Below are 23,052 nucleotides of genomic sequence, written 5' to 3'. Positions count from 1 at the left end.
TCCGCCGTGCGCCCCTCAGCACCTCCCGACAGGAGCAGGAATTGTCCGAGACCACCCCGGGCCTCACGACACAGCCCACCGCCAACACTTTCGAACTCGGTGAGGTTGTGCCATGGGCCTGGCAGGGCCGGATCAGGGTGCCGCACTTCCAGCGCGACTTCCGCTGGCAGGCCAAGGACGTGCTACGGCTCTTCGACAGCATCGTGCGCGGCTACCCAGTGGGCAACCTGCTGCTGTGGGTGCGGAAGTCGCCTGCTGACAAGATCAAGCTGGGGCAGTTGGTCATCGAAGCGCCGGCACACGACGAAGTGATGTGGGTGGTCGACGGCCAGCAGCGCCTGACCAGCCTCGCCAACGCGCTGCACCCCGAGGGCAACAAGCACGAGCCGTTCCGCGTGGTCTATGACCTGGCAGGCGACGAGTTCATCGAGACGCCCCGGCACGGCCTTGAGCCGTATCACATCGACGTCCCCACGCTCTTCGATGGCCGCCGTTTGCTGAGCTGGTTCCGCACCCAGGGCCCGGAGGTGGAGGACTACTACAACAAGGCGGAGGAGGTTTCCACGAGGCTCCGCCAGTACAAAGTCCCCGCCTATCTGGTGCGTCAGGACGACCTGCACGTCCTGACGCAGATCTTCGACCGGATGAACAACTACGGTCGGCGGCTGAACCGGGCGGAGATTTTTACGGCTCTGAACTCCGGTACAGAGGAGGGCTTCGAGGCCCGACTGAACTTCTCCCGCATCGCGGACAATGTGGCGGCCCGCACATTGTTCGGGACCATCGACGTCAACACCATCCTCGCGGCGTTCCTCGCGCGGCGAGGCCCTGACCCCATGCGGGATATCAGGACCGAGTTCAGTACCGACTCCCGCCGCTCCCAGCTCGAGTTCATGGAGGATGAGCAGACGGCCTACCGGGAAGCGGAAGAGGCGCTGGTGCGCGCCGTGATGTTCCTGATCGAAACCGCAGGGGTGCCGCACATCGCCCTACTTCCCTATCGGGCTCAGCTCGTCGTGCTCACGCGGTTCTTCGCGCACTTCCCGGATCCCAACCCGAACAGTCTGCGATTGTTGAGGCGGCTCTTCTGGCGCCTGTCGATCGCCGGCCCCTCGGTCTTCAGGGGGAGCTTCACGCAGTTCAGCCGTACTCTGAGCAACAAGATCAAGCCCGGTGATGAAGAGGGGTCCCTGCAAGCGCTTCTGGAGACGATGAGGGGCGCTGTATACGCTCGTCCCAACCCAGACCGCTTCCGTACGAACGAGGCCACCACGAAGATCGTTCTCAGCGCATGGTGGTCCTTGCGGCCCCGTTCCCTCGACACGGGTTTTCCTGCGGACGTTCAGAGCTTGTCCAGTGTCTTGGGCGACGAGCAGACACCGGTCGGCGCAACTCCTTATGTTTTTCCCCGCCTCAACGATCCGGGTGAGAAGGATAAGCGGCTGTGGGCGGCGAACCGGATTTTCCTGCCGTTCGGTGAGGACCTGTCCTCCGAGGTTTTCCGTTTGCTTGCGGAGCCTCGTATCGACCTCGATGAGACCACCTGGCGAGAGCTCATCGCATCGCACCTCATCGACGACGATGCCCTCGACGCGTTGACGCGCGGCGACCGGATCGGTTTTCTCGAAGCGCGCCAGTTGCGCGTTCGTGCTCACCTCGACGACTTCCTCGCCCGTATGACCGAATGGAATTATGAGGACACCCCGTCGCTCGACGGACTGGACTTCGACGACAACGACGAAGATGAGAGGGAGCCGGAGATCGAATTCTCCGACGACCAGCTTCGTTAGCCGTACAGCGCTCACATCATCGGAAGGGCTGGCCATGACTGGTCGTCTACCGGAGGTCTTTCACGCCGTGCTTCTCCACGGTGTTCGCGTGGGCACGCTCTGCCAGCGCGGTGACCACACACGCTTCGTCCTCAGGCAGTCTTACGTGGAGAACCCCTCCAGGCCGGTGCTCGGCCTGCGCTTCGAGGAGGACCTGACCGGATCGTACAATTCTGCTTTGCGGTTGCCCCGCTGGTTCTCCAACCTCCTTCCGGAAGGCCCTCTGCGGCAGTGGATCGCCCAGGACCGGGGGGTCTCCCTGGACCGTGAGATGGAACTGCTCGCCCAGGTCGGACACGACCTGCCGGGCGCGGTCCAGGTCCTTCCCGCGGACGGCCCCGACGACGGTTGGGAATGGAGCGAGGCCGGTATCGCGCGGAAGGCCGGGGAACGGGCACGCGCCGCTGGAGGCGAGTCCCTCTGGAGGTTCTCCCTGGCGGGTGTCGCGCTGAAGTTCTCTTTGCTGGCCCGAGGTGACCGCCTGACAGTACCGGTGGGTGGGGAACTGGGAGACTGGCTGGTCAAGTTCCCCGATTACCGTCATCCGCAGGTACCGAGCAACGAGTTCGCGATGATGTCGCTGGCCAAGCGGGTGGGCCTTGACGTGCCAGACATCCGGTTGGTGCACCGGGACGAATTGGACGGTGTCCCCGACCGCATGTGGCCGAACCGAGAGGAGTGGGCTTACGCGGTAAGGCGATTCGACCGGTCCCCGCAGCCGGGCCGTGAGCGCATCCACATTGAGGACTTCGCCCAGGTGAAGGATATCTATCCGATCGACAAATACAACTCGTCCTTCGAGACCATCGCCTCCTTCGCCTACCGTGGCCACGACACGGTGGCGTTGCAGGAGGCGGCCGGACGGATCGCCTTCTCCGTCATCGTCGGCAACGGTGACGCGCATCTGAAGAACTGGTCACTGATTTACCGCGACCAGATCACCCCGAACCTGTCACCCGTCTACGACCTGGTGTCGACCATTCCCTACACGCCTTCCGGCGAGGTCGAGGACCTCGGCCTCAAGCTGGGCGGCAGCAAGCGGTTCGAAGCGGTGACCGCGGCTTCCTTCGCGCGACTTGAGCGCCGCCTCGACCATCGTTTCGGCGCCACGGGAGCCGAACTCGAAGAGATCGCCTTGCGAATGGCGCAGAAGGTGCTGCAGGAGTGGCCGGCGCATGAGCACCTGCTGAGCGAGGTTCCGGACATCCAGCGGTCGGTAACCGCTTGGATTCAGGAGTCCACCGCCCGGCTCGAAAATGTTTCGTCCACGTCCTGAGAGTCCTGTGTCCCCCTGAGGGCTTCCCTGTACGACCGCTGCCAGGCAGCTCCTGGTGCGGATATGGGCCCGGGGAGGGGGATGCGGTGGCAAACCATCCTCACGGAAGCATGGGCGGAGAGTCTTTTTACGGGAGCCAAGGGATGTTCCTCACATCCGTCGAGCCAGGAGCATGCAAGTTGTACAGTGAGGACCGCCCTTGACCTGCACAAAGCAGGCAGGGAGCCGTCTTCGAGGAGTCCACAGTGCTGCGCACTCTGTTCAAGTCCAAGATCCATCGTGCCACCGTCACCCAGGCGGATCTCCACTACGTGGGGTCCGTGACCGTCGACGCCGATCTGATGGACGGTGCCGATCTGCTGCCCGGCGAGCTGGTGCACATCGTCGACATCACCAATGGCGCCCGGCTGGAGACGTACGTCATCGAGGGGGAGCGGGGGTCCGGGGTCATCGGGATCAACGGTGCCGCCGCCCATCTGGTCCACCCCGGTGACCTGGTGATCCTGATCAGCTACGCGCAGATGGACGACGCCGAGGCGCGTGCGTACGTGCCGCGTGTCGTGCACGTCGACGACGCGAACCGCATCGTGGAGCTGGGCGCCGACGCCTCGGCGCCCGTGCCCGGCACCGACACCGTGCGTCCGCCGCACGCGGTGCCGGCACCCGCCTGACCGAGGGAGCGCAGCGCATGGCAGAGCAGCAGCGGGCGGCCGAGCCGACCCTCCGCGACGACCGGGAGAAGGGGCGCCTGGAGGCGTACGCCGACGACGTCTTCGCCGGCGTGATCGTCTACTTCGCCCTCGACGAGGAGCCGCACGCCCTCGTCGCCGTGCACACGGTCGTGGACGCCGACCACGAGGGCCGGGGGATCGCGGGCGCGCTGGTGCGCGAGTTCTACGCGATCGCCGCCCGTGAAGGCGTTCCCGTGGTGCCGCTCTGCCCCTACGCCGCCAAGTGGGCCGCGCGCCACCCCGACGAGGCCCCGCCGGCCTCCGACGAGGTGGTCCACGCGGCGAGGCGGCAGCTGGGCGCCACCCCCGGCCTGTGGTGAGCCGCCGCCCCCGCCCGTGACCCGGACGGGGGCGTGTGCGGAGCCGGTACGGCGCCTCCGGTGCCACCCTGGAGGGAGTAAGGGAGATCGCGGGGGGCCGTCGACCGGGAGGTCCGTCATGACCCATCCGTACCCCGACCCGCTGCCGCCCTCGCCCATCCCGTCCCCGGAGCCGTCGCCCCCGCCGGTGCCGCCGCCCAACCCGGTGCCCGCCCCGCCCGACCCCACCCCGCCCGGCCCGCCGCAGCCCGGCGGCCCCGTGCCGCCTCCGGAGCCGCAGCCCCAGCCCGGACCCGCCGGGCGTCGGGAGTAGCGGGGGGCGTCAACGACCCGGCGACGTACGGGAGTCCGCCGACCTGGCGGACTTCCGCATCCGGCTTGTCACACAGTGTGCAACCCCCGTAACTTGGTCCGCTGTCGCTGTGTTCTAGGGGGGCCCATGGCCGTACGCGGACGTCACCGCCGCCACCAGCCGAGCCGGATCAACCGAGCCTCGCTCACCGCCACCGTCGGAGGCGGCATCGCGCTGCCGCTGATCGGCGCCGGAGCCGCCGAAGCGGCCTCGCTCGACGTCTGGGAGAAGGTCGCGTCCTGCGAATCCTCCTCCAACTGGCGCATCAACACCGGCAACGGCTACTTCGGCGGCCTCCAGTTCAGCCAGTCCACCTGGGAGGCGTACGGCGGCCGCGAGTTCGCGCCCCGCGCCGACCTGGCCTCCAAGGACCAGCAGATCGCCGTCGCCGAGCGGGTCCTCAAGGGCCAGGGGCCCGGCGCCTGGCCCGCCTGCGGCAGCCGCGCCGGACTCGCCCGCGGCGGCCCCGCACCGGAGCGCTCCGACGACGGTGGCGGCGGTGGCCGCGGTGGCGGAGGGAACGACGTACGGACCACCTCGCTGCCCGCGCAGCGCGCCCTGCCACGGACCGAGCCCGCCAAGGCCGGCCCGACCACCGTCCCCACCGTCCGCGAGATGTACACCGTCACCCCCGGCGACTCGCTCTCCGCGATCGCCCGCGAGGAGCGGGTCGGCGGCGGGTGGCAGCGCCTGTACGAGATCAACCGCAAGGTCGTCGGGGAGGACCCCGACCTGATCCTGCCCGGCCAGCGCCTCACCCTGCGGATCGCCGCCCCGCCCCGCCCGAGCGCCCGCCCGACCGACCCCCAGGCCCCGCCCTCCGCCAAGGTGACGGCCCCGAAGCCGCCGGCCACGGCCGCCCCGAAGCCTCCGGCCGTCAAACCCGCAGCGGAACGCCCCGCCGCGAAGCCGGTCTCGCGGCCGCAGTCCAAGCCCCCGATCAAGGTGGCCCAGGCACCTGCCAAGCCCGCCACGAAGCCCCAGAACCAGACCAGGCCCCAGAACCAGGCCGAGCCGCAGGCCAAGCCGAAGCCGCAGAGCAAGCCGAAGCCCAAGCCCCAGGAGCAGGCCAAGCCCAAGCCGAAACCGCAGGCCAAGCCCGCCGCCGCGCCCCGCGAGGACCGCTACTCCGCCCCCGTCTCCGCCGGCGTCGGCACCCGCTACGGCAAGCCCGGCTCGTCCTGGTCCAGCGGCTACCACACGGGCGTCGACTTCCCCGTCCCCACCGGCACCACCGTCAGGTCCGTGTCCGACGGGCGGATCGTCTCCGCCGGCTGGGGCGGCGCGTACGGCTACCAGATCGTCGTCCGGCACGACGACGGCCGCTACAGCCAGTACGCCCACCTCTCCGCGCTCTCCGTCCGCGAGGGCCAGCGGGTCACCGGCGGTCAGCGCATCGGGCGCTCAGGATCGACCGGCAACAGCTCGGGGCCGCATCTCCACTTCGAGGTGCGGACGGGTCCCGGGTACGGCTCGGACGTCGACCCCCTCGCCTACCTCAGGGCCCGCGGCGTCTCCATCTGACGCCGAGGGCCCGCCGTCGCCGGGGCGGGTCATCCGGTCGAGCGTCAGCTCGACGAGCCCGCCCGCGGCGACCGCGCCGCAGACCAGCGCCGCCACGGTGCCCGCCGCCCCGTACCGGAACCCCTCGCCGAAGAGGGTGAGTCCGACGGTGGCGGCCACCACCGGGTTGACCACCGTGACCGTGGCGAGCGGGGCGGCGAGCCCGGCACCCCGGTAGGACGCCTGGGAGAGCAGCAGGCCGGTGACCGCGAGCGCCGACAGGACCAGCGCCGGGCCCCACTCGGCCAGCGGCGCGTCCGCCGACCACTCCTCGGCCACCGCCTTGGTGAAGACCGACGCCACCCCGAAGGCCACACCCGCGCCGGCCGCCAGCGCCACCCCGCGCAGCGCCGGCCGGCGCACGAGCCGTGCCAGGACGAAGAGCGCCGCCACCGCGGCGAAGGTGGCCCCGGCCAGCAGCCAGCGCTCCCCGCCGTCGGGCGTACGGCCCTCGGTGCCGTCGGTCACGCTCAGCAGACCGGCCAGTCCGGCGGTGGCCATCAGCGCCCCGTGCCAGGCCCGCCGCCCCGCCGGGCGCCGTACGAACAGGGCAGCCATGGGCAGCGCGAACACGATGGTGAGGGCGCCCAGCGGCTGCACCACGCTGAGCGGCCCGTAGGCGAGGGCGACCACGTGCAGGGCCGCGCCCACGCCGTTGAGCAGCACGGCGCCCCACCAGACGGGATTGCGCAGCGGGGCGTACGCCGGCCCGGCGGCGGCCGCGACCCGTTCCTGCACGATGGCCGCGCCCGCGTACGCGACTGCGGAGACCAGTGACAGGACGACGGACAGCAGCAGCGGACTCATAACCTCCACGATCTCTCGCCGAGCCGTTCCCGTCGTCAGACCAGGGAACGCCTTCACCGGTACCGCCGTCGTAGTACACGGCGGACCCGTACACCCGGAGGCGTACGCCACCGCAGGTCAGAACGGTGCGAACAAGGTGAAATGCCCGTCAGGCCCGGCGTCCGCCCCGAACCCGCCCCGCGAACGGGAGCCACATCCTGAGCCAGTCGCCCTCCGGGCGGGTCCACTTTGGACCGGAAGATCGCCGCTCGCCCACGGGATCCGCCGCCCGCCCGCGGCGATACGGTGGGCCCGCGTCGCCGGGGCCGCACCGGCGACGGGAGCCCGAGGGGGAACGGTGGAACCCGAGAAGAGCCCGCAGGACGCGGCCCCGGCGTACAGCGCCGCCGAGGCCGCCGAGACGGCTTCCATCGGCGGCTTCTTCGCCCTCCGGACCGCCCCTCCGCCCACCGGCGGCGACCACCGCCCGTTGGCCCGGCTCTACGCCGGTGAGGACCCGGACGGAGACGCACCCCTCCACGCGCGCGTGGACCGGGTCGCCGCCCGGCTCGGCGCGCCCGAGCGGCGCGTCGGCGCCTCCGTCGCCCACCTCGGGCTCGCCGCCCGCCTCTGGTCCACGGCGCTCGGCCCGGCCGCCCTGTACGGCCGCTTCCCCGTCCTCGACCCCGCCGACCTGTACTGGGATCCGTCCCTCACCTCACCCGACGACCTGTGGTGGGCAGGCGACGGCACCCGGCCCGCCACCGTCGCCGCGCTCCGCGAGGCCGTCCAGGAGGCGCACCTCGTCCCGCTGCACGCCGCCTTCGCCCGCGACGGGCGGATCTCGCCCCGGCTGCTGTGGGGCAACGCCGGCTCGGCCCTCGCGGGCGCCCTGCGCGAGCTGACGCGCTGGGCCCGCGCCCACGACCGGCCCGGGGCCGCCGACCGGGCCGCCGCCCTCGTCCGGGACCTCTTCGACCACCCCGACCTGGCCCGCACCGTCCGGGGCCCCGCGCTGCGCCGCACCAGCTGCTGCCTCTACTACCGCTGTCCGTCCGGCGGCCTCTGCGGCGACTGTGTGTTCGACCACGCTCCGGGAACGGGTTTGGAGCGGCGGGCCCCCGCTCCGTAAAGTTGCTTCTTCGGAGACCCCGGCGGCATCCCGCCCGCGAGCGATCGAGGAACGACGAAGGCCATGACGGTGACTGAAGAATTCCAGGAGTACGGGCCGGGCATCGACCCCGAGCGCCTGGCCGTCTGCCTGGGCGTGCTCGACGAGCTGGAGAAGATCGAGGTCGACCACCCCGACGCCATCGCCGTCCGGCGCGCCACCGCGGGCATCTACCGCATGGTCAAGCAGCGCCGCCGCCAGGAGCGCCGGGCCGCCAAGACCGCCCACGACCGGGCCGTCACCGAGGCCACCGCGACCGGCTCCGCCCAGCGCATCGACGACGAGACCGAGGGCATCCTGCCCTCCTCGGTCACCGAGGCGGGGCGGATCGCGGGCATACTCCAGCGCCCCCGGTCCTGCTACACCTGCAAGACCCGGTACGTCGAGGTCGACTACTTCTACCACCAGCTCTGCCAGGAGTGCGCGGCCCTCAACCGCTCCAAGCGGGACGTCCGCGCGGACCTCACCGGCAAGCGCGCCCTGCTCACCGGCGGCCGGGCCAAAATCGGCATGTACATCGCGCTGCGGCTGCTCCGGGACGGCGCGCACACCACGATCACCACCCGCTTCCCGAAGGACGCCATCCGCCGCTTCAAGGCGATGGAGGACTCGGCGGACTGGATCCACCGCCTGGAGGTCGTCGGCATCGACCTGCGCGACCCGGCCCAGGCCGTGGCCCTCGCCGAGCAGGTCGCCGCGGCCGGCCCGCTGGACATCCTGATCAACAACGCCACGCAGACCGTGCGCCGGCTGCCCTCCGCCTACGCCGCCCTGGTCGACGGCGAGTCCGCGCCGCTGCCGGCCGGCGAGCTGCCCGCCTCCCACGTCATCGGCGCCTTCAACTCCGGCGCGGTCGACGGCCTCGCCGCGCTGCCCGTCGGCACCAGCGGCCTCGACGCCCAGAAGGTCGCCGACCTCGCGCTCGTCGCGGGTAACGCCGGCCTTGAGCAGTACCAGGCGGGCACCGCGATCGACGCCGGCGGCCTCCTCCCCGACGTGGTGGAGTCCAACACCTGGGTCCAGACCATCGACCAGATCTCCCCCGTGGAGCTCCTGGAGACCCAGCTCTGCAACTACACGTCGCCGTTCATCCTGATCAGCGCCCTGCGCCCGTCGATGGCCGAGGCCGCCGCCAAGGCCGCGAGCGGCCGGGCCTACGTCGTCAACGTCTCCGCCATGGAGGGCGTCTTCTCCCGCGGCTACAAGGGCGCCGGGCACCCGAACACCAACGCGGCCAAGGCCGCGATGAACATGGTGACGCGGACCAGTGCCGAGGAGATGTTCGAGGCCGACCGGATCCTCATGACCTCGGTGGACACCGGCTGGATCACGGACGAGCGTCCGCACTTCGAGAAGCTGCGGCTCGCCGAGGCCGGCTTCCACGCGCCCCTGGACCTGGTCGACGGTGCCGCCCGCGTCTACGACCCGGTCGTGCGCGGCGAGGCGGGCGAGGACCTGTACGGCGTCTTCATGAAGGACTACGCCCCCGGCAAGTGGTAGGCGGGATGCCCTGACAGGGGAGCCCCTGCCCTGACAGGGGAGCCTCTGCCCTGACAGTGGCGCCCCCCCGGGTACCCGCGCCCCTGACGGGGGAGCCCCTGCCCTGACAGGGAAGCCTCTGCCCTGACAGGGGCGCCCCCCTGTACCCGCGCCACGTCAAGAGCGCCCTTTCCCCCGGAAAGGGCGCTCTTTCGGCCTCCGTCACCCGAACGCATCACACTTTTGAGCCCGGTAGAGCGCATGCGCGCTCATTTGGTTACTCTGATGTCCACGGTCGGCCACCGGAGCGACACCCGCTCCACAGCTGATCAGGGGACTGGCCACCCACCTCGGCCGCGGTCCCGCCCACGACCGGCGCCACCGCGACCGAACGGCCCTACGTCCTCGACTGAACGCGACACAAAGGAGTGCGCGGTGACCCCCGAACTGACGAAGCAGGAACCGCCGTCGGAACCTTCCGAACGACAGCGGCGCAAGGGCGAGCTGGGAAGCCTCGAAGTCTGGGCCAGGTCGGCCCCGATCCGGCTCGCGGGCTACGAGGACGACCTCGCCGAGCCCCACATCCTGCCGGGCATCGACTGATACCGCTGCCCCCGACGCTGTACGTCGTCCCCGGGCCGCCCTCGGCGGCCCCCGTACGGCTCCGGTGCCCCCGGTCCCCTCCCGGACCGGGGGCACCGTCGCGTCCGGTCTCAGTCCCGCAGCCGGACCGGCGGCAGGTACTCGCGCAGCAGCCGCCGCTGCCACCACGCCCCCGTCGCGCGCAGCTCGCGCCAGGTGGAGAAGCGGTACCGGTAGAGCCGGGCGCGGACGTGGACCGGCGGGGCGTCCGGGAAGGGGTTGTGCGCCAGCAGCCGCAGGGTGTCCCGGTCCCCGGCGAGCAGCCGCTCCACGAACGGCCCGAACCACTCGCGCGCGTAGCCGGGGGAGAGCGCCGCGAACCACATCAGCCAGTCGAGCCGCAGGTGGTACGGGGCGAACTGGCGCGGGAGGCGGCGGGGGTCGCCCGGCTTGCCCTTGAAGCCGTACTCCCGCCACTCCGTGTCCGGTCCCGGCACCGGGTCGCTCGTCCCCTCCACCACGATCTCGTCGCGGACCCGGCCGACCGTGCCGAAGGCTCCGTAGGTGTTGACCAGGTGGAAGGGGTCGTACGAGCGGTTCATGGCCTGGTGGCGGGAGAGCAGGTTGCGGACCGGGCCGTGGCTGCGGACCAGGACCAGGGCGGTGAGGGCGACGACGAGGACGACGTACCAGAGCGGGGGGTCGGGGCGGGGGTGCTCGCCGGTGAGGGCGGAGAGGTCGAGGACGGAGGCGGCGAGGACGATCGTCAGCCAGTTGAGCCACGCGAAGTTGCCGGAGAGGACGAGCCACAGCTGGGTGGCGATCATCAGGCCGGCGGCGATCGAGGCCACCGGCTGCGGGACGAAGAGGAGGAAGGGGACGCCGAGCTGGACGACGTGGTTGGCGGCGGCCTCGACGCGGTGCAGGGGGCGGGGGAGCCGGTGGAAGAACCAGCTCAGCGGGCCGGGCATCGGCTGGGTCTCGTGGTGGTGGCAGAGGCAGGTGAGCTTCCGCCAGCAGGCGTCGCCGCGGATCTTGATGAGGCCGGCGCCGAACTCGACGCGGAAGAGGAGCCAGCGGAGCAGGAGGAGGACGAGGAGCGGCGGGGCCACGTCGTCGTTGCCGAGGAAGACCGCGAGGAAGCCGGTCTCCAGGAGCAGGGACTCCCAGCCGAAGCCGTACCAGGTCTGGCCCACGTTCACGATCGACAGGTACAGGCCCCAGAGCAGCAGCCACAGCGCCATGGCGACGGCGAGCGGCACCGCGTCCCCCGCGCCGGCGGCCAGCGCCGCGGCGAGCACGACGCCGGTCCACGCGACCGTCGCGAACAGCCGGTCCGAGTAGCGCCAGTGGAAGAGCGAGGGCGAGCGGAGCGGGGTGGTCCGGCGCAGGTACGCGGGCACGGGGAGCATGCCGCGCTCGCCGATCAGCGCCCGGAACTGCAGGGCGGCCGAGAGGAAGGCCACGCAGTACAGCACGGCCAGGCCGCGCTGGAAGACGGTCCGGGCCGGCCACAGCTCGGGGGCGGTGAACCACTCCATCGTCTCCAGTATCGGCCCGGAGGCCCCACCGGGGCTTCCCGGTGGGGCCTCGCGGCGGGCCTTGGAGCGGGGATTCCGGCGAGCCCTGGAGCGGGGCCTCCGGGCGGGTCTCAGCCGGCGGCGAGCCTGGTGAGGACGCTGCCGAGCCGGCGGGCGTACGCCAGCTGGAGGCGGGGGACCACGGGGCCGGCGAGCCGGGTGTACCAGGCGGCGGGGCGGCTGAAGGCCGTGACGGTGAAGCGGACGGTGCCGTCGGGCTCCAGCTCGACGAGGAAGGACTCCTCGCCGGACTCCGGATGCCCGGAGAGGGTGCCGTACGCGAAACCGGCCCGGTGCTCCTCCTCGGGCACCCAGATGACCTGGCAGGGGACGCCGTAGGAGAGCGGGCCCACGCCGAGGGCGACCTCCAGGGTGACGCCCGGCGCGGCCCGGCCGGCCGCGGAGCGGACCCGTGCGCCGGTGGCGCGGTGCATCCCCCAGGTGGTGACGGCCTCGGCGGCGGCGCGGAAGGCGGCGGGGCCGTGGCCGACCGGGGTGCTGTGGCGCAGGTGCTGGTAGCCCGAGGGGAGCGCGTCGGGGGTGCGGGTGGCGCCGACCTCGCGGTAGGTGAGGGTGCGGCGCGGGGTCAGGTCGCCGAGGATGCGGGTCATGCCGGGAGCTCCGTTCGCGGGAGGGGGGCCGGGAGGCGGGGGTCGGTGGGGCGGAGCCTGCGGTGGGCGAGCAGGGCGCAGACGGCGAAGCCGAGCGCGTTGCCGAGGCCGTGCGTGGCCGCCATCCAGGTCAGCGTGGGGTGCGGCAGGCCGGTCGCCTCGCCCAGGGCCCACCAGAGCGCGAGCGCCATGGTGGCGACGAGGACCAGGGCGGAGACCCCGAGCAGCGCCCGGGTGGCGCGGTCGGCCGCGAGTGCGCGCCGCTCACGCAGGGTGAGCACCGCGACGGCGGCCATGCCGGCGGTGAGGACGACCGCGCCGGCCAGCTCGGTCCAGTCGTCGACGAAGTAGCCGATCAGGACGAGGAGGGTGCCGGCGGGGACGCTGAGCGCCGCGGTCCTGGCCAGGGCCCCCTCGTCGGAGGCGCGGCAGAGCAGTCCGGCGACCAGGGCTGCGGCGAAGCCCGCGAAGTGGAAGTGCGGCACGGTCAGCGCCAGCATGTCGAGCTCGAAGCCGAAGAGCGGGTACGCGGCCCGCTCGGCGACCAGCGCCACTCCGGCGACGGACGGGGAGACGAGGGCCGTGAGGACCGCGATCTCACCCGGCCGCAGCGACCTCGTGAGGACCAGCCGGGCGGGGGCCTGGAGCGCGAGCGCCAGGGTGGCGAGCGCGTAGCAGGCCGCGAGGGCGGTGGCGGTGTCGGAGCGGGGGAGCCAGAGCGAGACCGCTCCGGGCAGGGCAAGGAGGGGCCAGGCCCGGCGCAGCGCGTCCCAGCCTGGTGGCCTGGGCCCCTCGACGAGGGCGAGCCCGGTGGGCACCACCCACAGCATCCCGATCGTCACGACCGGGACCACGAAGGCAGACAGCGTGCTCATGGCGTCCATCCCCCCGACTTGAACATGTTCAACGGCGACGGGACCGAGCGTAGGGCTTCTCTTGAACGTGTTCAAGTCCGGCCGTCCGGCGGATCGGCCGCCCGGTCGGACGCGCTCCGCTTGCCGCCCGTCACCCGCTGCGACAGAACGGGAGGAACCCACCCGAGCCGACCGGGAGAAGCATCGTGCGCCTCACGCAGCGCCGGACGCGGACCACCCCCGCCGTCCGCCCCGCCCCCGGAGCCGCCCACCACCAGGGCCGCACCGCCCTCGCCGCGACGCTCGGCGCCGCCCTCTTCCTCGCCGGCTGCTCCTCCGAAGGGACCGGCGGCGCCGGCGGCCGGGCCGCCATCGGCGCCGCCCACGAGGTGCACCTCCAGCCGGTCGCCGCCCAGGGCCCCGACCCCTTCACCGCCTCCACCGCACGCGGCGCGGGACTCCGCGCCCTCCAGCAGGCGGACCCGGCGGCCCGGCCCGTCAGCGCCCCCGGCATCCGCGAGGTCACCGGCTCCACCCCCGGCCTCTACGGCGGCACCCGCGCCGAGGCCAGCTGCGACGTCGAGCAGCAGGTCGCCTACCTCGCCGCCGAACCCGCCAAGCTCACCGCCTTCGCCGACGCCGCCGGCATCCCCGAGGGCGGCGCCGCCGACTGGCTGCGCGAGCTCACCCCCGTCCTGCTGCGCGCCGACACCCGCGTCACCAACCACGGCTTCCGCGACGGCCGCGCGGCCGCCTACCAGTCCGTCCTCCAGGCAGGCACCGCCGTCCTCGTCGACCCCTACGGCACCCCCCGGGTCCGCTGCGCCTGCGGCAACCCGCTCCGCGCGCCCGTCAGCGTCTCCGGCGCCGTCCACCAAGGCGACCCCTGGGCCGGCTTCGACCCCGACCACGTGATCAGCGTCAAGCCCACCACCACCGTCGTCACCAGCCTGGTCATCGTGAACGTCTCCGACGACAGCTGGATCGAGCGCAAGGCGGGCAGCGACGGCGACCAGGACCGCAAGCCCGACACCGAACCCGCCTGCGACCCCGCCACCTGCGCCCTCAGCGACCCCGTCACCCCCGACGCCCCGGACGGCGCCACCTCCCGGCCGCCGACGGAGCGCCCCGCGACGCCCTCCCGTCCGGCGACGCCCGACGCCCCCGCCGCGCCGGACACCCCGCCCGCCCCCGACACGCCGACGGCACCGGAGAACCCCGCGTCGCCGGACGCACCCCCGGAGCCGCACCCCGAGCCGGACGCGCCCCCTGCCGACCCGTACACGGACCCGTACGCCGAACCGGACCCGTACACCGACCCGTACACCGACCCGGAGCCCGACCCCTACGCCGAGCCCGACGGCGGCTACCCCCTCCCCGAGGACCTGCTGCCCGTCGATCCCGGGCCCACCCAGCCCGACACCTTCGCCGGCTGAAAGATCGTTCCTGGTGCGCGAGGAACCCGCCGGCCCTAGCGTGGCTCCCATGAGCGTGGGCAGCGGGGGAGCGGACACGGAGGGCGGGCCGGGCGCGGCGGCCACGGGCGGCGCGGCGGCCGCGGACGGCGCCGCGGCGCCGATCCTCAGCGCGTTCGGAGCCGCCTTCCGCATGGGCGGCTTCGACTGGGACCTGACCACGGGCGCCATGAAGATGGACGAGGCCGCCCTCGACGTCTTCGACCTCGCACCCCACGAGTACGACGGGCGCCCCGAATCGCTCGGCATCCGCGTGCTGCCCGACGAGGGCCGCCGCCTCGACACCCTCGTCGCCCAGGCCCTCAAGGAGGGCAGCGACCAGTACGGCGCCTACTTCCGCATCCGCCGCCGCGACGGCTCCCAGCAGTGGACCCACACCCAGGGCATCGTCCACCGCGACCCCACCGGCCGCCCCGTCCGGATCATCGGCGTCCTGCGCGACGCCACCCACGAACTCACCGAGTCCGCGGCCCGCCTCGGCCTCGACGAGGGCCGCAGGCAGCGCGCAGGGGTCGTCGAGGGAACCACCGCCGCCCTCGCCCACGCCCGCACCGTCAAGGACGTCATCGACCTCCTCAACGACTCGCACGCCCTGGAGCACTTCGGCGCCGCCAGCCTCGTCATGGGCCTCCTGGAGGCCGGCCGCATCCACCTCGTCGCCGAAGGACCCCACGGGGCCTTCGTCCCCGGCACCCGCTTCACCCGGGTGGACGAGCCCTACCCGATGAGCGAGGTCATCCGCACCCTCAGACCCCGCTTCATCGACACCGCCGAGGACTTCGCCGCCTCCTTCCCCGTCCTCTGGCCGCACATCAGCGGCCTCGGCATCACCGCCGCCGTCTACCTCCCGCTCATCGCCCAGGCGCGCCCCATCGGCGCCCTCGGCCTGCTCTACAGCGACCGGACCGGATTCAGCGAGGACGAGCGGACCCTCCTCGTCGCCCTCGGCAGCAGCATCGCCCAGAGCCTCCAGCGCGCCATGCTCTACGAGCAGGAGCACGACCTCGCCGAAGGGCTCCAGCAGGCGATGCTGCCCCGCCGGATCGCCGACGTCCCCGGCGCCCAGATAGCGGTCCGCTACCGCTCCGCCCGGCTCGGCCGGGACATCGGCGGCGACTGGTACGACGTCATCCCGCTCCCCGGCGGCCGGGTCGGCGCCGTCATCGGCGACGTCCAGGGCCACGACACCCACGCCGCCGCCGTCATGGGCCAGCTGCGGATCGTGCTGCGCGCCTACGCCGCCGAGGGCCACACCCCCGCCACCGTCATGGCCCGCGCCTCCGTCTTCCTCCACGAACTCGACACCGAACGCTTCGCCACCTGCACCTACGCCGAGGCCGACCCCGGCACCGGAGTCGTCCAGGTGGTCCGCGCTGGCCACGTCGACCCGCTGGTCCGCGAGGCCGACGGCAGCAGCCGCCGGGTGCCCGTCGAGGGCGGACTCCCGCTCGGCCTCTCCGCCGAGTTCGGCCGCCTCGACTACCCCGTCACCACCCTCGAACTCGACCCCGGCCAGACCCTGATGCTCTACACCGACGGCCTCGTGGAGAAGCCCGGCGCCGACCTCGACGAGGGCCTCGAATGGCTCTCCGCCCTCGTCCGGCGCGGCCCCTCCGACCTCCAGGAACTCGCGGACCTCCTCTGCGAGGTCGTCGCCGAGCGCGGCGGCGAGGACGACGTCGCCATCCTGCTGCTCCGCCGCCTCGGCGCGTACACCCCCAACGGCGGCCGCTTCCGCCAGCACGTCGCCCAGAGCGACCCCGAGGCGCTCAGGGCCGCCCGCCACATGATCCGGGCCGCCGTCCGCGCCTGGGGCGCCGGCTCCCGCGCCGACGAGATCGAGCTCGTCGCCGACGAACTCATGACCAACGCGCTCATGCACACCGACGGCGGCACCATCGTCACCCTGCGCAAGCTCCCCGGCGCCGAACGCCGGCTGCGGGTCGAGGTCGAGGACCGCTCCAGTGCCCTCCCCCGCCGCCGCGAGGCGGGCGAGGCGGGCGTCTCCGGCCGGGGGCTCCTCCTCGTCGACCAGCTCTCCGACAGCTGGGGCGTCGAGTCCCGCGGCGGCGGCAAATGCGTCTGGTGCGAGTTCGCGGTCCCCGACTGACCCGCACCCCGCCGGTGTCCGCGCGCGGCGCGCACCGCCGTGCGGCAGGGTGGGGACATGCCCGAACTGCCCGAGGTGGAAGCCCTCCGCGCGTTCCTCGGCGAGCACCTGGTCGGCAAGGAGTTCGCCCGTGTGCTGCCCGTCGCGATCAGCGTGCTCAAGACGTACGACCCGCCACTCGGCGCCCTCGACGGCGCCGAGGTCACCGGCGTCGACCGGCACGGCAAGTGGCTCGACATCACCGCCGCCACCGGCGGCGGACCGCTGCACCTGCTCGTCCACCTCGCCCGGGCCGGCTGGCTGCGCTGGCAGGACCCGCTGCCCTCGGGCCCGCCCAAGCCGGGCAGGGGCCCGCTCGCCCTGCGCGCCGCCCTCACCGGCGGCGACGGCTTCGACCTCACCGAGGCCGGCACCACCAAGCGCCTCGCCGTCCACCTCGTCCACGACCCCCACGAGGTGCCCGGCGTCGACCGCCTCGGCCCCGACCCGCTCGCCGAGGACTTCGGCCCCGAGGAATTCGCCGCCCTCCTCGCCGGCGAACGACGGCAGATCAAGGGCGCCCTGCGCGACCAGAGCCTGATCGCCGGCATCGGCAACGCCTACAGCGACGAGATCCTGCACGCCGCGAGGATGTCCCCCTTCAAACCCACCGCCACCCTCGGTCCGGACGAGACCACCGCCCTCTACGAGGCGATGCGGACCACCCTCCACGACGCCGTCGACCGCTCCCGCGGCCTCGCCGCCGGCGAGCTCAAGGCCGAGAAGAAGACCGGCCTGCGCGTCCACGGCCGCACCGGCGAACCCTGCCCCGTCTGCGGCGACACCATCCGCGAGGTCAGCTTCTCCGACTCCTCCCTCCAGTACTGCCCCACCTGCCAGACCGGCGGCAAGGTCCTCGCCGACCGCCGCATGTCCAGGCTGCTCAAGTAGCCACGGCCCGACCGGCCGGGTCCGCCCCTGAAGTAGGCTCCCGCGCATGCTGCGCGTACTGGCCGTCGACGACGAGGAACCCGCCCTCGGGGAACTCCTCTACCTGCTGCGCGCCGACCCCCGGGTCAGGACCGCCGAGGGCGCCGGCGACGCGACCGCCGCGCTGCGCCGGATCGGGCGCGCGCTGGAGTCGGGGCCGGACGGCGAGGAGACCATCGACGTCGTCTTCCTCGACATCCACATGCCCGGCCTCACCGGCCTCGACGTGGCCCGGCTGCTCGCCGGCTTCGCCCGCCCGCCGCTCGTCGTCTTCGTCACCGCCCACGAGGGCTTCGCGCTCCAGGCCTTCGACCTCAAGGCCGTCGACTACGTCCTCAAGCCGGTCCGGCGCGAGCGACTCGCGGAAGCCGTGCGGCGCGTCCACGAGCTGGTCCACGCCACCGCGCCCGCCCCGGCCCCCGCGCCGGCCCCCGCGCCGGAACAGATCCCGGTCGAGCTCGGCGGCGTCACCCGCTTCGTCACGGTCGACGACATCGCCTACGTCGAGGCCCACGGCGACTACGCCCGCCTCCACACCGACCAGGGCAGCCACCTCGTCCGCATCCCGCTCTCCACCCTGGAGGAGCGCTGGGCCGACCGGGGCTTCGTCCGCATCCACCGCAGCCACCTCGTCGCCCTCGACCGGGTCGAGGAGCTCCGCCTCGACGGCGGCGCCACCTCCGTCCGGGTCGGCGCCACCGACCTCGCCGTCAGCCGCCGGCACGCCCGCCACCTGCGTGACCTGCTGATGCGCCGGGCCGGCGGCTGACCGGCGGGCCCTACCGGCGACCGGCCCGTTCCGCTTACACTCCACGGGCCCACCCGCCCGTCAGAGAGCGACGCCGATGCCGGAGCACCCCGAGCCGCGCCGGCCCCGGCGCGAGACCGTCACCTACGCCACCGCCGTGGGCGGCCGCCCCGCGCCCCGCCCGGCACACCCGCCCGCCCGCTCCGAGATCGACGAACAGACCACCCTGGGCCACACCTACGTCCGCTCCCTGATGCGCAGCCAGCTCCGCGCCGCCCTCACCGCGCTCGGCGCCCTCGCCCTGCTCGTCGGCACCCTCCCGCTGGTGCTCGCCCTGCCCGCCCCCGAGGCGCTGGTCTGGGCGGCCCTCGGCGTCGGCGTGTACCCCGTCGTCTGGGCCGTCGCCCGCTGGTACGTCCGCCGCGCCGAGCGCAACGAGCGCGACTTCACCGGCCTCGTCGAGCGCTGAGCCCCGTGGACCGCCCCGCATGAACCAGACCTACGCGGTCGCCGCCGTCACCGCCGTCGTCCTCGCCACCGTCCTCATCGGCGCGCTCGGCCTGCGCGTCTCCCGCACCACCTCCGACTTCTACGTCGCCTCCCGGACCGCCGGGCCCCGGCTCAACGCCGCCGCCATCAGCGGCGAGTACCTCTCCGCCGCCTCCTTCCTCGGCATCGCCGGACTCGTCCTCGTCCAGGGACCCGCCATGCTCTGGTACCCGGTCGGCTACACCGCCGGCTATCTGGTGCTGCTGGTCCTCGTCGCCGCCCCGCTGCGCCGCTCCGGCGCGTACACCCTCTCCGACTTCGCCGAGGCCAGACTGGAGTCCCCGCAGGTCAGGCGGCTCGCCAGCCTCTTCGTCGTCGGCATCGGCTGGCTCTACCTGCTGCCGCAGCTCCAGGGCGCCGGGCTCACCCTGGAGATCCTCACCGGCGCCCCCGACTGGGTCGGCGGCCTCCTCGTCGCCGTCGTCGTCACCGGCACCGTCGCCGCCGGCGGCATGCGCAGTATCACCTTCGTCCAGGCCTTCCAGTACTGGCTGAAACTCACCGCCCTACTGGTGCCGGCCTTCTTCCTGGTGACCGCCTGGCACGGCGACGGCGCGCCCCGGGCCCGCTTCGACGCCCCCGCCGTGCTCCGCGAGCACACCGTCGTCCGGGTCGCCGACACCGTACGCCTCGGGCTCGACACCCCGCTCACCCTCACCGTCACCGGCACCGTCGACGCCGTCCGGTACGAGGACCGGTCCGTGACCCTCGACCCCGGCACCCACCACGTGAAGGGCGGCACCGTCCTGGCCCTCCCGCCCGGCACCCCGCTCCCCGAGCGGCACGTCGGGGGCGCCGACCCCCTCGGCTGGTCCCAGCCGCTGGCGGGCGGCCGCGACGGACACCAGCTGTACGCCACGTACGGGCTGATCCTCGCCACCTTCCTCGGCACCATGGGCCTGCCGCACGTCGCCGTCCGCTTCTACACCAGCCCCAACGGCCGGGCGGCCCGCCGCACCACCCTCGTCGTCCTCGGACTCGTCGGCGCCTTCTACCTGCTGCCGGGGGTGTACGGGGCGCTCGGGCGGATCTACGCCCCCGAGCTCGCCCTCACCGGCTCCGCCGACGCCGCCGTCCTCGTCCTCCCCGACCGGATCGTCGGCGGCGCGCTCGGCGACCTCCTCGGCGCCTTCCTCGCCGGCGGCGCCTTCGCCGCCTTCCTCTCCACCGCCTCGGGGCTCACCATGTCCGTCGCCGGGGTCCTGGCCCAGGACGTGCTGCCCTCCCGCGCCGTCCGGCACTTTAGGCTGGCGACCCTGCTCGCCGGCGCCGTCCCGCTCGCCGTCGGCTTCGCCGCCTCCAAGGTGCCCGTCGCCGACGCGGTCGGGCTGGCCTTCGCCGTCTCCGCCTCCTCCTTCTGCCCGCTGCTCGTCCTCGGCATCTGGTGGCGGCGGCTCACCCCGCCCGGCGCGGCCGCGGGCCTTCTCCTCGGCGGCGGCTCCGCGCTGGCCGCGGTGATGGCCACCCGGGCCGGACTCGCCCCGCCGGGCTGGCCGCACACCCTGATGGCCTGGCCCGCCGTCTGGTCCGTCCCGCTCGGCTTCCTCACCATGGTCCTGGTCTCGCTCGCCACCCCGCGCAGCGTCCCGCCCGGCACCGCGGCGACCCTCGCCCGGCTCCACCTGCCCGAGGAGTTCACCGCGCCCCGGGAGTTCACCGCCCCCGCCCCCGCCCGGGAGGCCCGCCGGTGAGCGGCATCGTCCTGGCCGCGGCGAGCGCCGCCGGCGCCGTCCTCCTCGCCGCCGGCGTCGTCCTCGGCCGGGTCACCGCCGGGCGCGGCGACCGCTCCGCCGACCTCGACCTGGGCACCCCCGTCGAACGCGCCACCTTCCACACCCTGCACACCGCCTCGCTCGCCGCCCCGCCGTTGCGCGCCGGACTGACCGAGGAGACCGCGCGCAGGGCCGCCCGCCCGCTCCGCTCGCTCCTGGGCACCGAGGCGCTCTGTCTCACCGACGGCTCGGCGGTCCTCGCCTGGGACGGCCCCGGCGAGGAGCACCACCACGCGGGCGTGCCGGAGCTCGCGGCGGCGACCCTGGAGACCGGCCGCAGCCGCTCCGCGCCCACCGGCTGCGACGACCCGGGCTGCGCGCTGCGGTGGGCGGTGACCGCCCCGCTCACCGGCGAGGAGGGCGTCCTCGGCGCGCTCGTCGCCTACGGCCCCCGGGAGTCGGCGGTGCTGGTCAGGGCCGCGACCGAGGTCGCCCGCTGGGTCTCGGTCCAGCTGGAGCTGGCCGAGCTGGACCGCTCGCGGACCCGGATGGTGGAGGCGGAGATCCGCGCGCTGCGCGCCCAGATCTCCCCGCACTTCATCTTCAACTCCCTCGCCGCGATCGCCTCGTTCGTCCGCACCGATCCCGAGCTGGCCCGGGACCTCCTGCTGGAGTTCGCGGACTTCACCCGCTACTCCTTCCGCAGACAGGGCGAGTTCGCCCAGCTGGCCGACGAACTCCGGGCGATCGAGCAGTACCTGGCACTCGCCGGGGCGCGCTTCGGCGACCGGCTCAAGGTGACGCTCCGGATAGCCCCCGAGGTGCTGCCGGTCGCGCTGCCCTTCCTCTGCCTCCAGCCGCTGGTGGAGAACGCCGTGAAGCACGGGCTCCAGGACCGCGCGCGGGGCTGCCGGGTGACGATCGCCGCGCGGGACGCCGGTGCCGAGGCGGTGGTCACCGTCGAGGACGACGGCGTCGGCATGGACCCCGAGCGGCTGCGCGCGGTGCTGCGCGGCGAGCATCCGGGCGGCTCCGGCATCGGCCTGTCCAACGTCGACGAGAGGCTGCGCCAGGTGTACGGGCCGGAGTACGGCCTCGTCATCGAGACCGGCGTCGGCGCCGGCCTCAAGGTGACCGCGCGCTTCCCCAAGTACCGTCCCGGGGTGCACCCTTCGCCCACCCGCTGACCGGTCAGGAGAGCCAGACGGCGAGGTGGGCGAGGGGCAGCCCCAGCTGCCAGGCGGGCAGCCAGGCACGGGCCGCCTCGTCGACCGGCACACCGGTCCCGGCGGCCGGCGCGCCGTCCAGGTCGGCCGCGTGCACCCAGGTCTCGCGCAGCGCCCGCCAGGTGTCCCGGGCGAGCGCCAGGTCGGCCCCGCCGGGGTCCTCGGCCTCCTCGGCGGCGAGCCGCTCCTCCACCCACTCCGGCCACCCCGCCTCGTGAGCGGTGAGGTGCAGCCACTCGTCGGCCGCGGGCTTCCCGGACAGATGGACGGTGAGGGCCAGCGCCCGCAGGGAGGCGCGGTGTTCGAGCGAGCCGGGGTCGGCCAGGCCCGCCGCGGTCAGATACTGCTCGGCCAGGTACTCGGCGCACAGCCAGGCCATCGGGACGGCCAGACCCCCGCCGCTCCTGCGGCCGGCGCCGTTCGTGCTCTCGGGCGACAACGCTCCCACCTTCTCCGGACGTCGGGGACCCGCGGTTCTCGGGACCCGGAGCAGAGCCTCCTCCGCTCGGGGCGTCCGCGTGGACCGCTTTGCTCAACTCGCGGGTGTGGTTTCGGATACGTTCCCCGGCCGGATCGGTGCCGAGGGGACCGGTGGTGCGGAAGGGGCGGAAGGGGCGGGGGAGGGGCGGCGCCGGAGGAGCGAGGCGAGTGCGGTGACGGCGACGACGAGCGCGAGCGACGGCAGGGGGAGCATCGCGCCGAAGGAGTCGTCGAGTCCGTCGATCCCGTTCCAGACGACGGCGACCCATCCCGTGCTCCCCACCAGCAACATCGCCCCCAGCTTCCGCTCCCCGCTCAGCCGCATCCCGGCCCAGAGCACCAGCGGCATGACCAGCGCGGTGTTGACCAGCGCGGTGGTGAAGACCTGGGCGGTGCCGTACCCGGTGGGCGCACCGAGGGTGGCGGACGCCTGCCCCACGAGCGCGAACCGCATTGTGTCGGAGAGCACGACGTGCGCGGCGCCGACGGCGACCGCGCCGACGATGACGCCCTTGAACAGGCGGGGGAGGGCCGGGGTGTGAGGTCGTGAAGCCATGGAGGCGACTATACGCACCATGTATACATGGGGTGTATAGAGCCCCGGACCTCCACGCCGGCCCGGGGCCGCGGGAGGGGTGGAGAGGGCGGG

Annotated in this window: 22 protein-coding genes; 16 read left to right on the top strand and 6 right to left on the bottom strand. The window is 73.4% G+C overall.

The genetic code is table 11. The features are described 5' to 3' along the window. The first annotated feature begins 41 nt into the window (after window positions 1-41). The 6 genes from ACFYT9_RS26245 (at window position 42) to ACFYT9_RS26220 (ending at window position 6,032) form a co-directional block, all read left to right on the top strand. A complete protein-coding gene (locus ACFYT9_RS26245; RefSeq protein ID WP_389167804.1) occupies window positions 42-1,790 on the top strand; it encodes a DUF262 domain-containing protein in 1,749 nt (582 codons plus the stop codon). Window positions 1,791-1,824: 34 nt separating this feature from the next. Further along, window positions 1,825-3,105, top strand: a complete 1,281-nt coding sequence (locus ACFYT9_RS26240; protein WP_389167801.1) for a type II toxin-antitoxin system HipA family toxin — start codon at window positions 1,825-1,827, stop codon at window positions 3,103-3,105. Window positions 3,106-3,350: 245 nt separating this feature from the next. Then, window positions 3,351-3,776, top strand: coding sequence for an aspartate 1-decarboxylase (gene panD / locus ACFYT9_RS26235; protein WP_376599912.1), 426 nt, complete (start codon window positions 3,351-3,353; stop codon window positions 3,774-3,776). A gap of 17 nt (window positions 3,777-3,793) precedes the next feature. Beyond that, window positions 3,794-4,156, top strand: coding sequence for a GNAT family N-acetyltransferase (locus ACFYT9_RS26230; protein WP_389167797.1), 363 nt, complete (start codon window positions 3,794-3,796; stop codon window positions 4,154-4,156). A gap of 118 nt (window positions 4,157-4,274) precedes the next feature. Continuing rightward, a complete protein-coding gene (locus tag ACFYT9_RS26225) occupies window positions 4,275-4,469 on the top strand; it encodes a hypothetical protein (protein ID WP_376599916.1) in 195 nt (64 codons plus the stop codon). Window positions 4,470-4,595: 126 nt separating this feature from the next. Beyond that, window positions 4,596-6,032, top strand: coding sequence for a transglycosylase family protein (locus ACFYT9_RS26220; protein WP_389167794.1), 1,437 nt, complete (start codon window positions 4,596-4,598; stop codon window positions 6,030-6,032). On the opposite strand, the gene ACFYT9_RS26215 is transcribed toward ACFYT9_RS26220, so the two are convergent. Continuing rightward, complete coding sequence (locus ACFYT9_RS26215; RefSeq protein WP_376599919.1) at window positions 5,913-6,878, bottom strand: DMT family transporter; 966 nt, start codon at window positions 6,876-6,878, stop codon at window positions 5,913-5,915. The two genes, ACFYT9_RS26220 and ACFYT9_RS26215, sit on opposite strands and share 120 nt — an antisense overlap. Before the next feature lie 337 nt (window positions 6,879-7,215). Here ACFYT9_RS26215 and ACFYT9_RS26210 point away from each other — a divergent pair, with 337 nt between their 5' ends. The 3 genes from ACFYT9_RS26210 (at window position 7,216) to ACFYT9_RS26200 (ending at window position 10,110) form a co-directional block, all read left to right on the top strand. Continuing rightward, a complete protein-coding gene (locus ACFYT9_RS26210; RefSeq protein ID WP_389167791.1) occupies window positions 7,216-7,989 on the top strand; it encodes an IucA/IucC family C-terminal-domain containing protein in 774 nt (257 codons plus the stop codon). Window positions 7,990-8,052: 63 nt separating this feature from the next. Further along, window positions 8,053-9,528, top strand: coding sequence for an SDR family NAD(P)-dependent oxidoreductase (locus ACFYT9_RS26205; RefSeq protein WP_376605759.1), 1,476 nt, complete (start codon window positions 8,053-8,055; stop codon window positions 9,526-9,528). A gap of 414 nt (window positions 9,529-9,942) precedes the next feature. Then, window positions 9,943-10,110, top strand: coding sequence for a hypothetical protein (locus ACFYT9_RS26200; protein ID WP_387273998.1), 168 nt, complete (start codon window positions 9,943-9,945; stop codon window positions 10,108-10,110). Between the two features lie 110 nt (window positions 10,111-10,220). On the opposite strand, the gene ACFYT9_RS26195 is transcribed toward ACFYT9_RS26200, so the two are convergent. The 3 genes from ACFYT9_RS26195 to ACFYT9_RS26185 all read right to left on the bottom strand — a co-directional run bounded on the left by ACFYT9_RS26195 (window position 10,221) and on the right by ACFYT9_RS26185 (window position 13,155). Beyond that, window positions 10,221-11,630 (bottom strand): lipase maturation factor family protein, encoded by a 1,410-nt coding sequence (locus tag ACFYT9_RS26195; protein ID WP_387273996.1) that lies wholly within the window; start codon window positions 11,628-11,630, stop codon window positions 10,221-10,223. Window positions 11,631-11,740: 110 nt separating this feature from the next. Continuing rightward, on the bottom strand, window positions 11,741-12,280 hold the full coding sequence (locus ACFYT9_RS26190) for a DUF1990 family protein (protein WP_389167788.1): 540 nt from the start codon (window positions 12,278-12,280) through the stop codon (window positions 11,741-11,743). After that, complete coding sequence (locus ACFYT9_RS26185; protein WP_389167785.1) at window positions 12,277-13,155, bottom strand: YndJ family protein; 879 nt, start codon at window positions 13,153-13,155, stop codon at window positions 12,277-12,279. The genes ACFYT9_RS26190 and ACFYT9_RS26185 overlap by 4 nt, the downstream gene beginning before the upstream one ends. A 185-nt stretch (window positions 13,156-13,340) precedes the next feature. Between ACFYT9_RS26185 and ACFYT9_RS26180 the strand changes: the two genes are divergently transcribed. The 7 genes from ACFYT9_RS26180 (at window position 13,341) to ACFYT9_RS26150 (ending at window position 21,884) form a co-directional block, all read left to right on the top strand. Next, the gene (locus tag ACFYT9_RS26180; protein WP_389167783.1) at window positions 13,341-14,570 is read left to right on the top strand and encodes a DUF6777 domain-containing protein; all 1,230 of its coding nucleotides are present in this window, start codon (window positions 13,341-13,343) and stop codon (window positions 14,568-14,570) included. Between the two features lie 172 nt (window positions 14,571-14,742). Further along, complete coding sequence (locus ACFYT9_RS26175) at window positions 14,743-16,719, top strand: SpoIIE family protein phosphatase (protein ID WP_389167926.1); 1,977 nt, start codon at window positions 14,743-14,745, stop codon at window positions 16,717-16,719. 57 nt (window positions 16,720-16,776) lie between these two features. Beyond that, entirely contained in the window at window positions 16,777-17,649 is an 873-nt protein-coding gene (locus ACFYT9_RS26170; protein WP_389167780.1) for an Fpg/Nei family DNA glycosylase, read from the top strand. 46 nt (window positions 17,650-17,695) lie between these two features. Next, window positions 17,696-18,457: a LytR/AlgR family response regulator transcription factor gene (locus ACFYT9_RS26165; RefSeq protein ID WP_389167778.1), complete on the top strand. Its 762-nt coding sequence runs from the start codon at window positions 17,696-17,698 to the stop codon at window positions 18,455-18,457. 76 nt (window positions 18,458-18,533) lie between these two features. Continuing rightward, the gene (locus tag ACFYT9_RS26160; protein ID WP_376599059.1) at window positions 18,534-18,905 is read left to right on the top strand and encodes a hypothetical protein; all 372 of its coding nucleotides are present in this window, start codon (window positions 18,534-18,536) and stop codon (window positions 18,903-18,905) included. 19 nt (window positions 18,906-18,924) lie between these two features. After that, a complete protein-coding gene (locus ACFYT9_RS26155; RefSeq protein ID WP_389167776.1) occupies window positions 18,925-20,676 on the top strand; it encodes a cation acetate symporter in 1,752 nt (583 codons plus the stop codon). Next, window positions 20,673-21,884 (top strand): histidine kinase, encoded by a 1,212-nt coding sequence (locus tag ACFYT9_RS26150; RefSeq protein WP_387273013.1) that lies wholly within the window; start codon window positions 20,673-20,675, stop codon window positions 21,882-21,884. Before ACFYT9_RS26155 ends, ACFYT9_RS26150 begins: the two co-directional genes overlap by 4 nt. A gap of 4 nt (window positions 21,885-21,888) precedes the next feature. On the opposite strand, the gene ACFYT9_RS26145 is transcribed toward ACFYT9_RS26150, so the two are convergent. Both ACFYT9_RS26145 and ACFYT9_RS26140 read right to left on the bottom strand, forming a co-directional pair. Next, entirely contained in the window at window positions 21,889-22,362 is a 474-nt protein-coding gene (locus ACFYT9_RS26145; protein ID WP_376599065.1) for a hypothetical protein, read from the bottom strand. 93 nt (window positions 22,363-22,455) lie between these two features. Further along, window positions 22,456-22,959 (bottom strand): hypothetical protein, encoded by a 504-nt coding sequence (locus ACFYT9_RS26140; protein WP_389167774.1) that lies wholly within the window; start codon window positions 22,957-22,959, stop codon window positions 22,456-22,458. Between the last annotated feature and the right edge of the window lie 93 nt (window positions 22,960-23,052).

Origin of the sequence: Streptomyces sp. NPDC004435 (assembly GCF_042873895.1) — a bacterium.
GTDB lineage: Bacteria > Actinomycetota > Actinomycetes > Streptomycetales > Streptomycetaceae > Streptomyces.
This window is presented reverse-complemented; position numbering and strand designations above follow the sequence as displayed.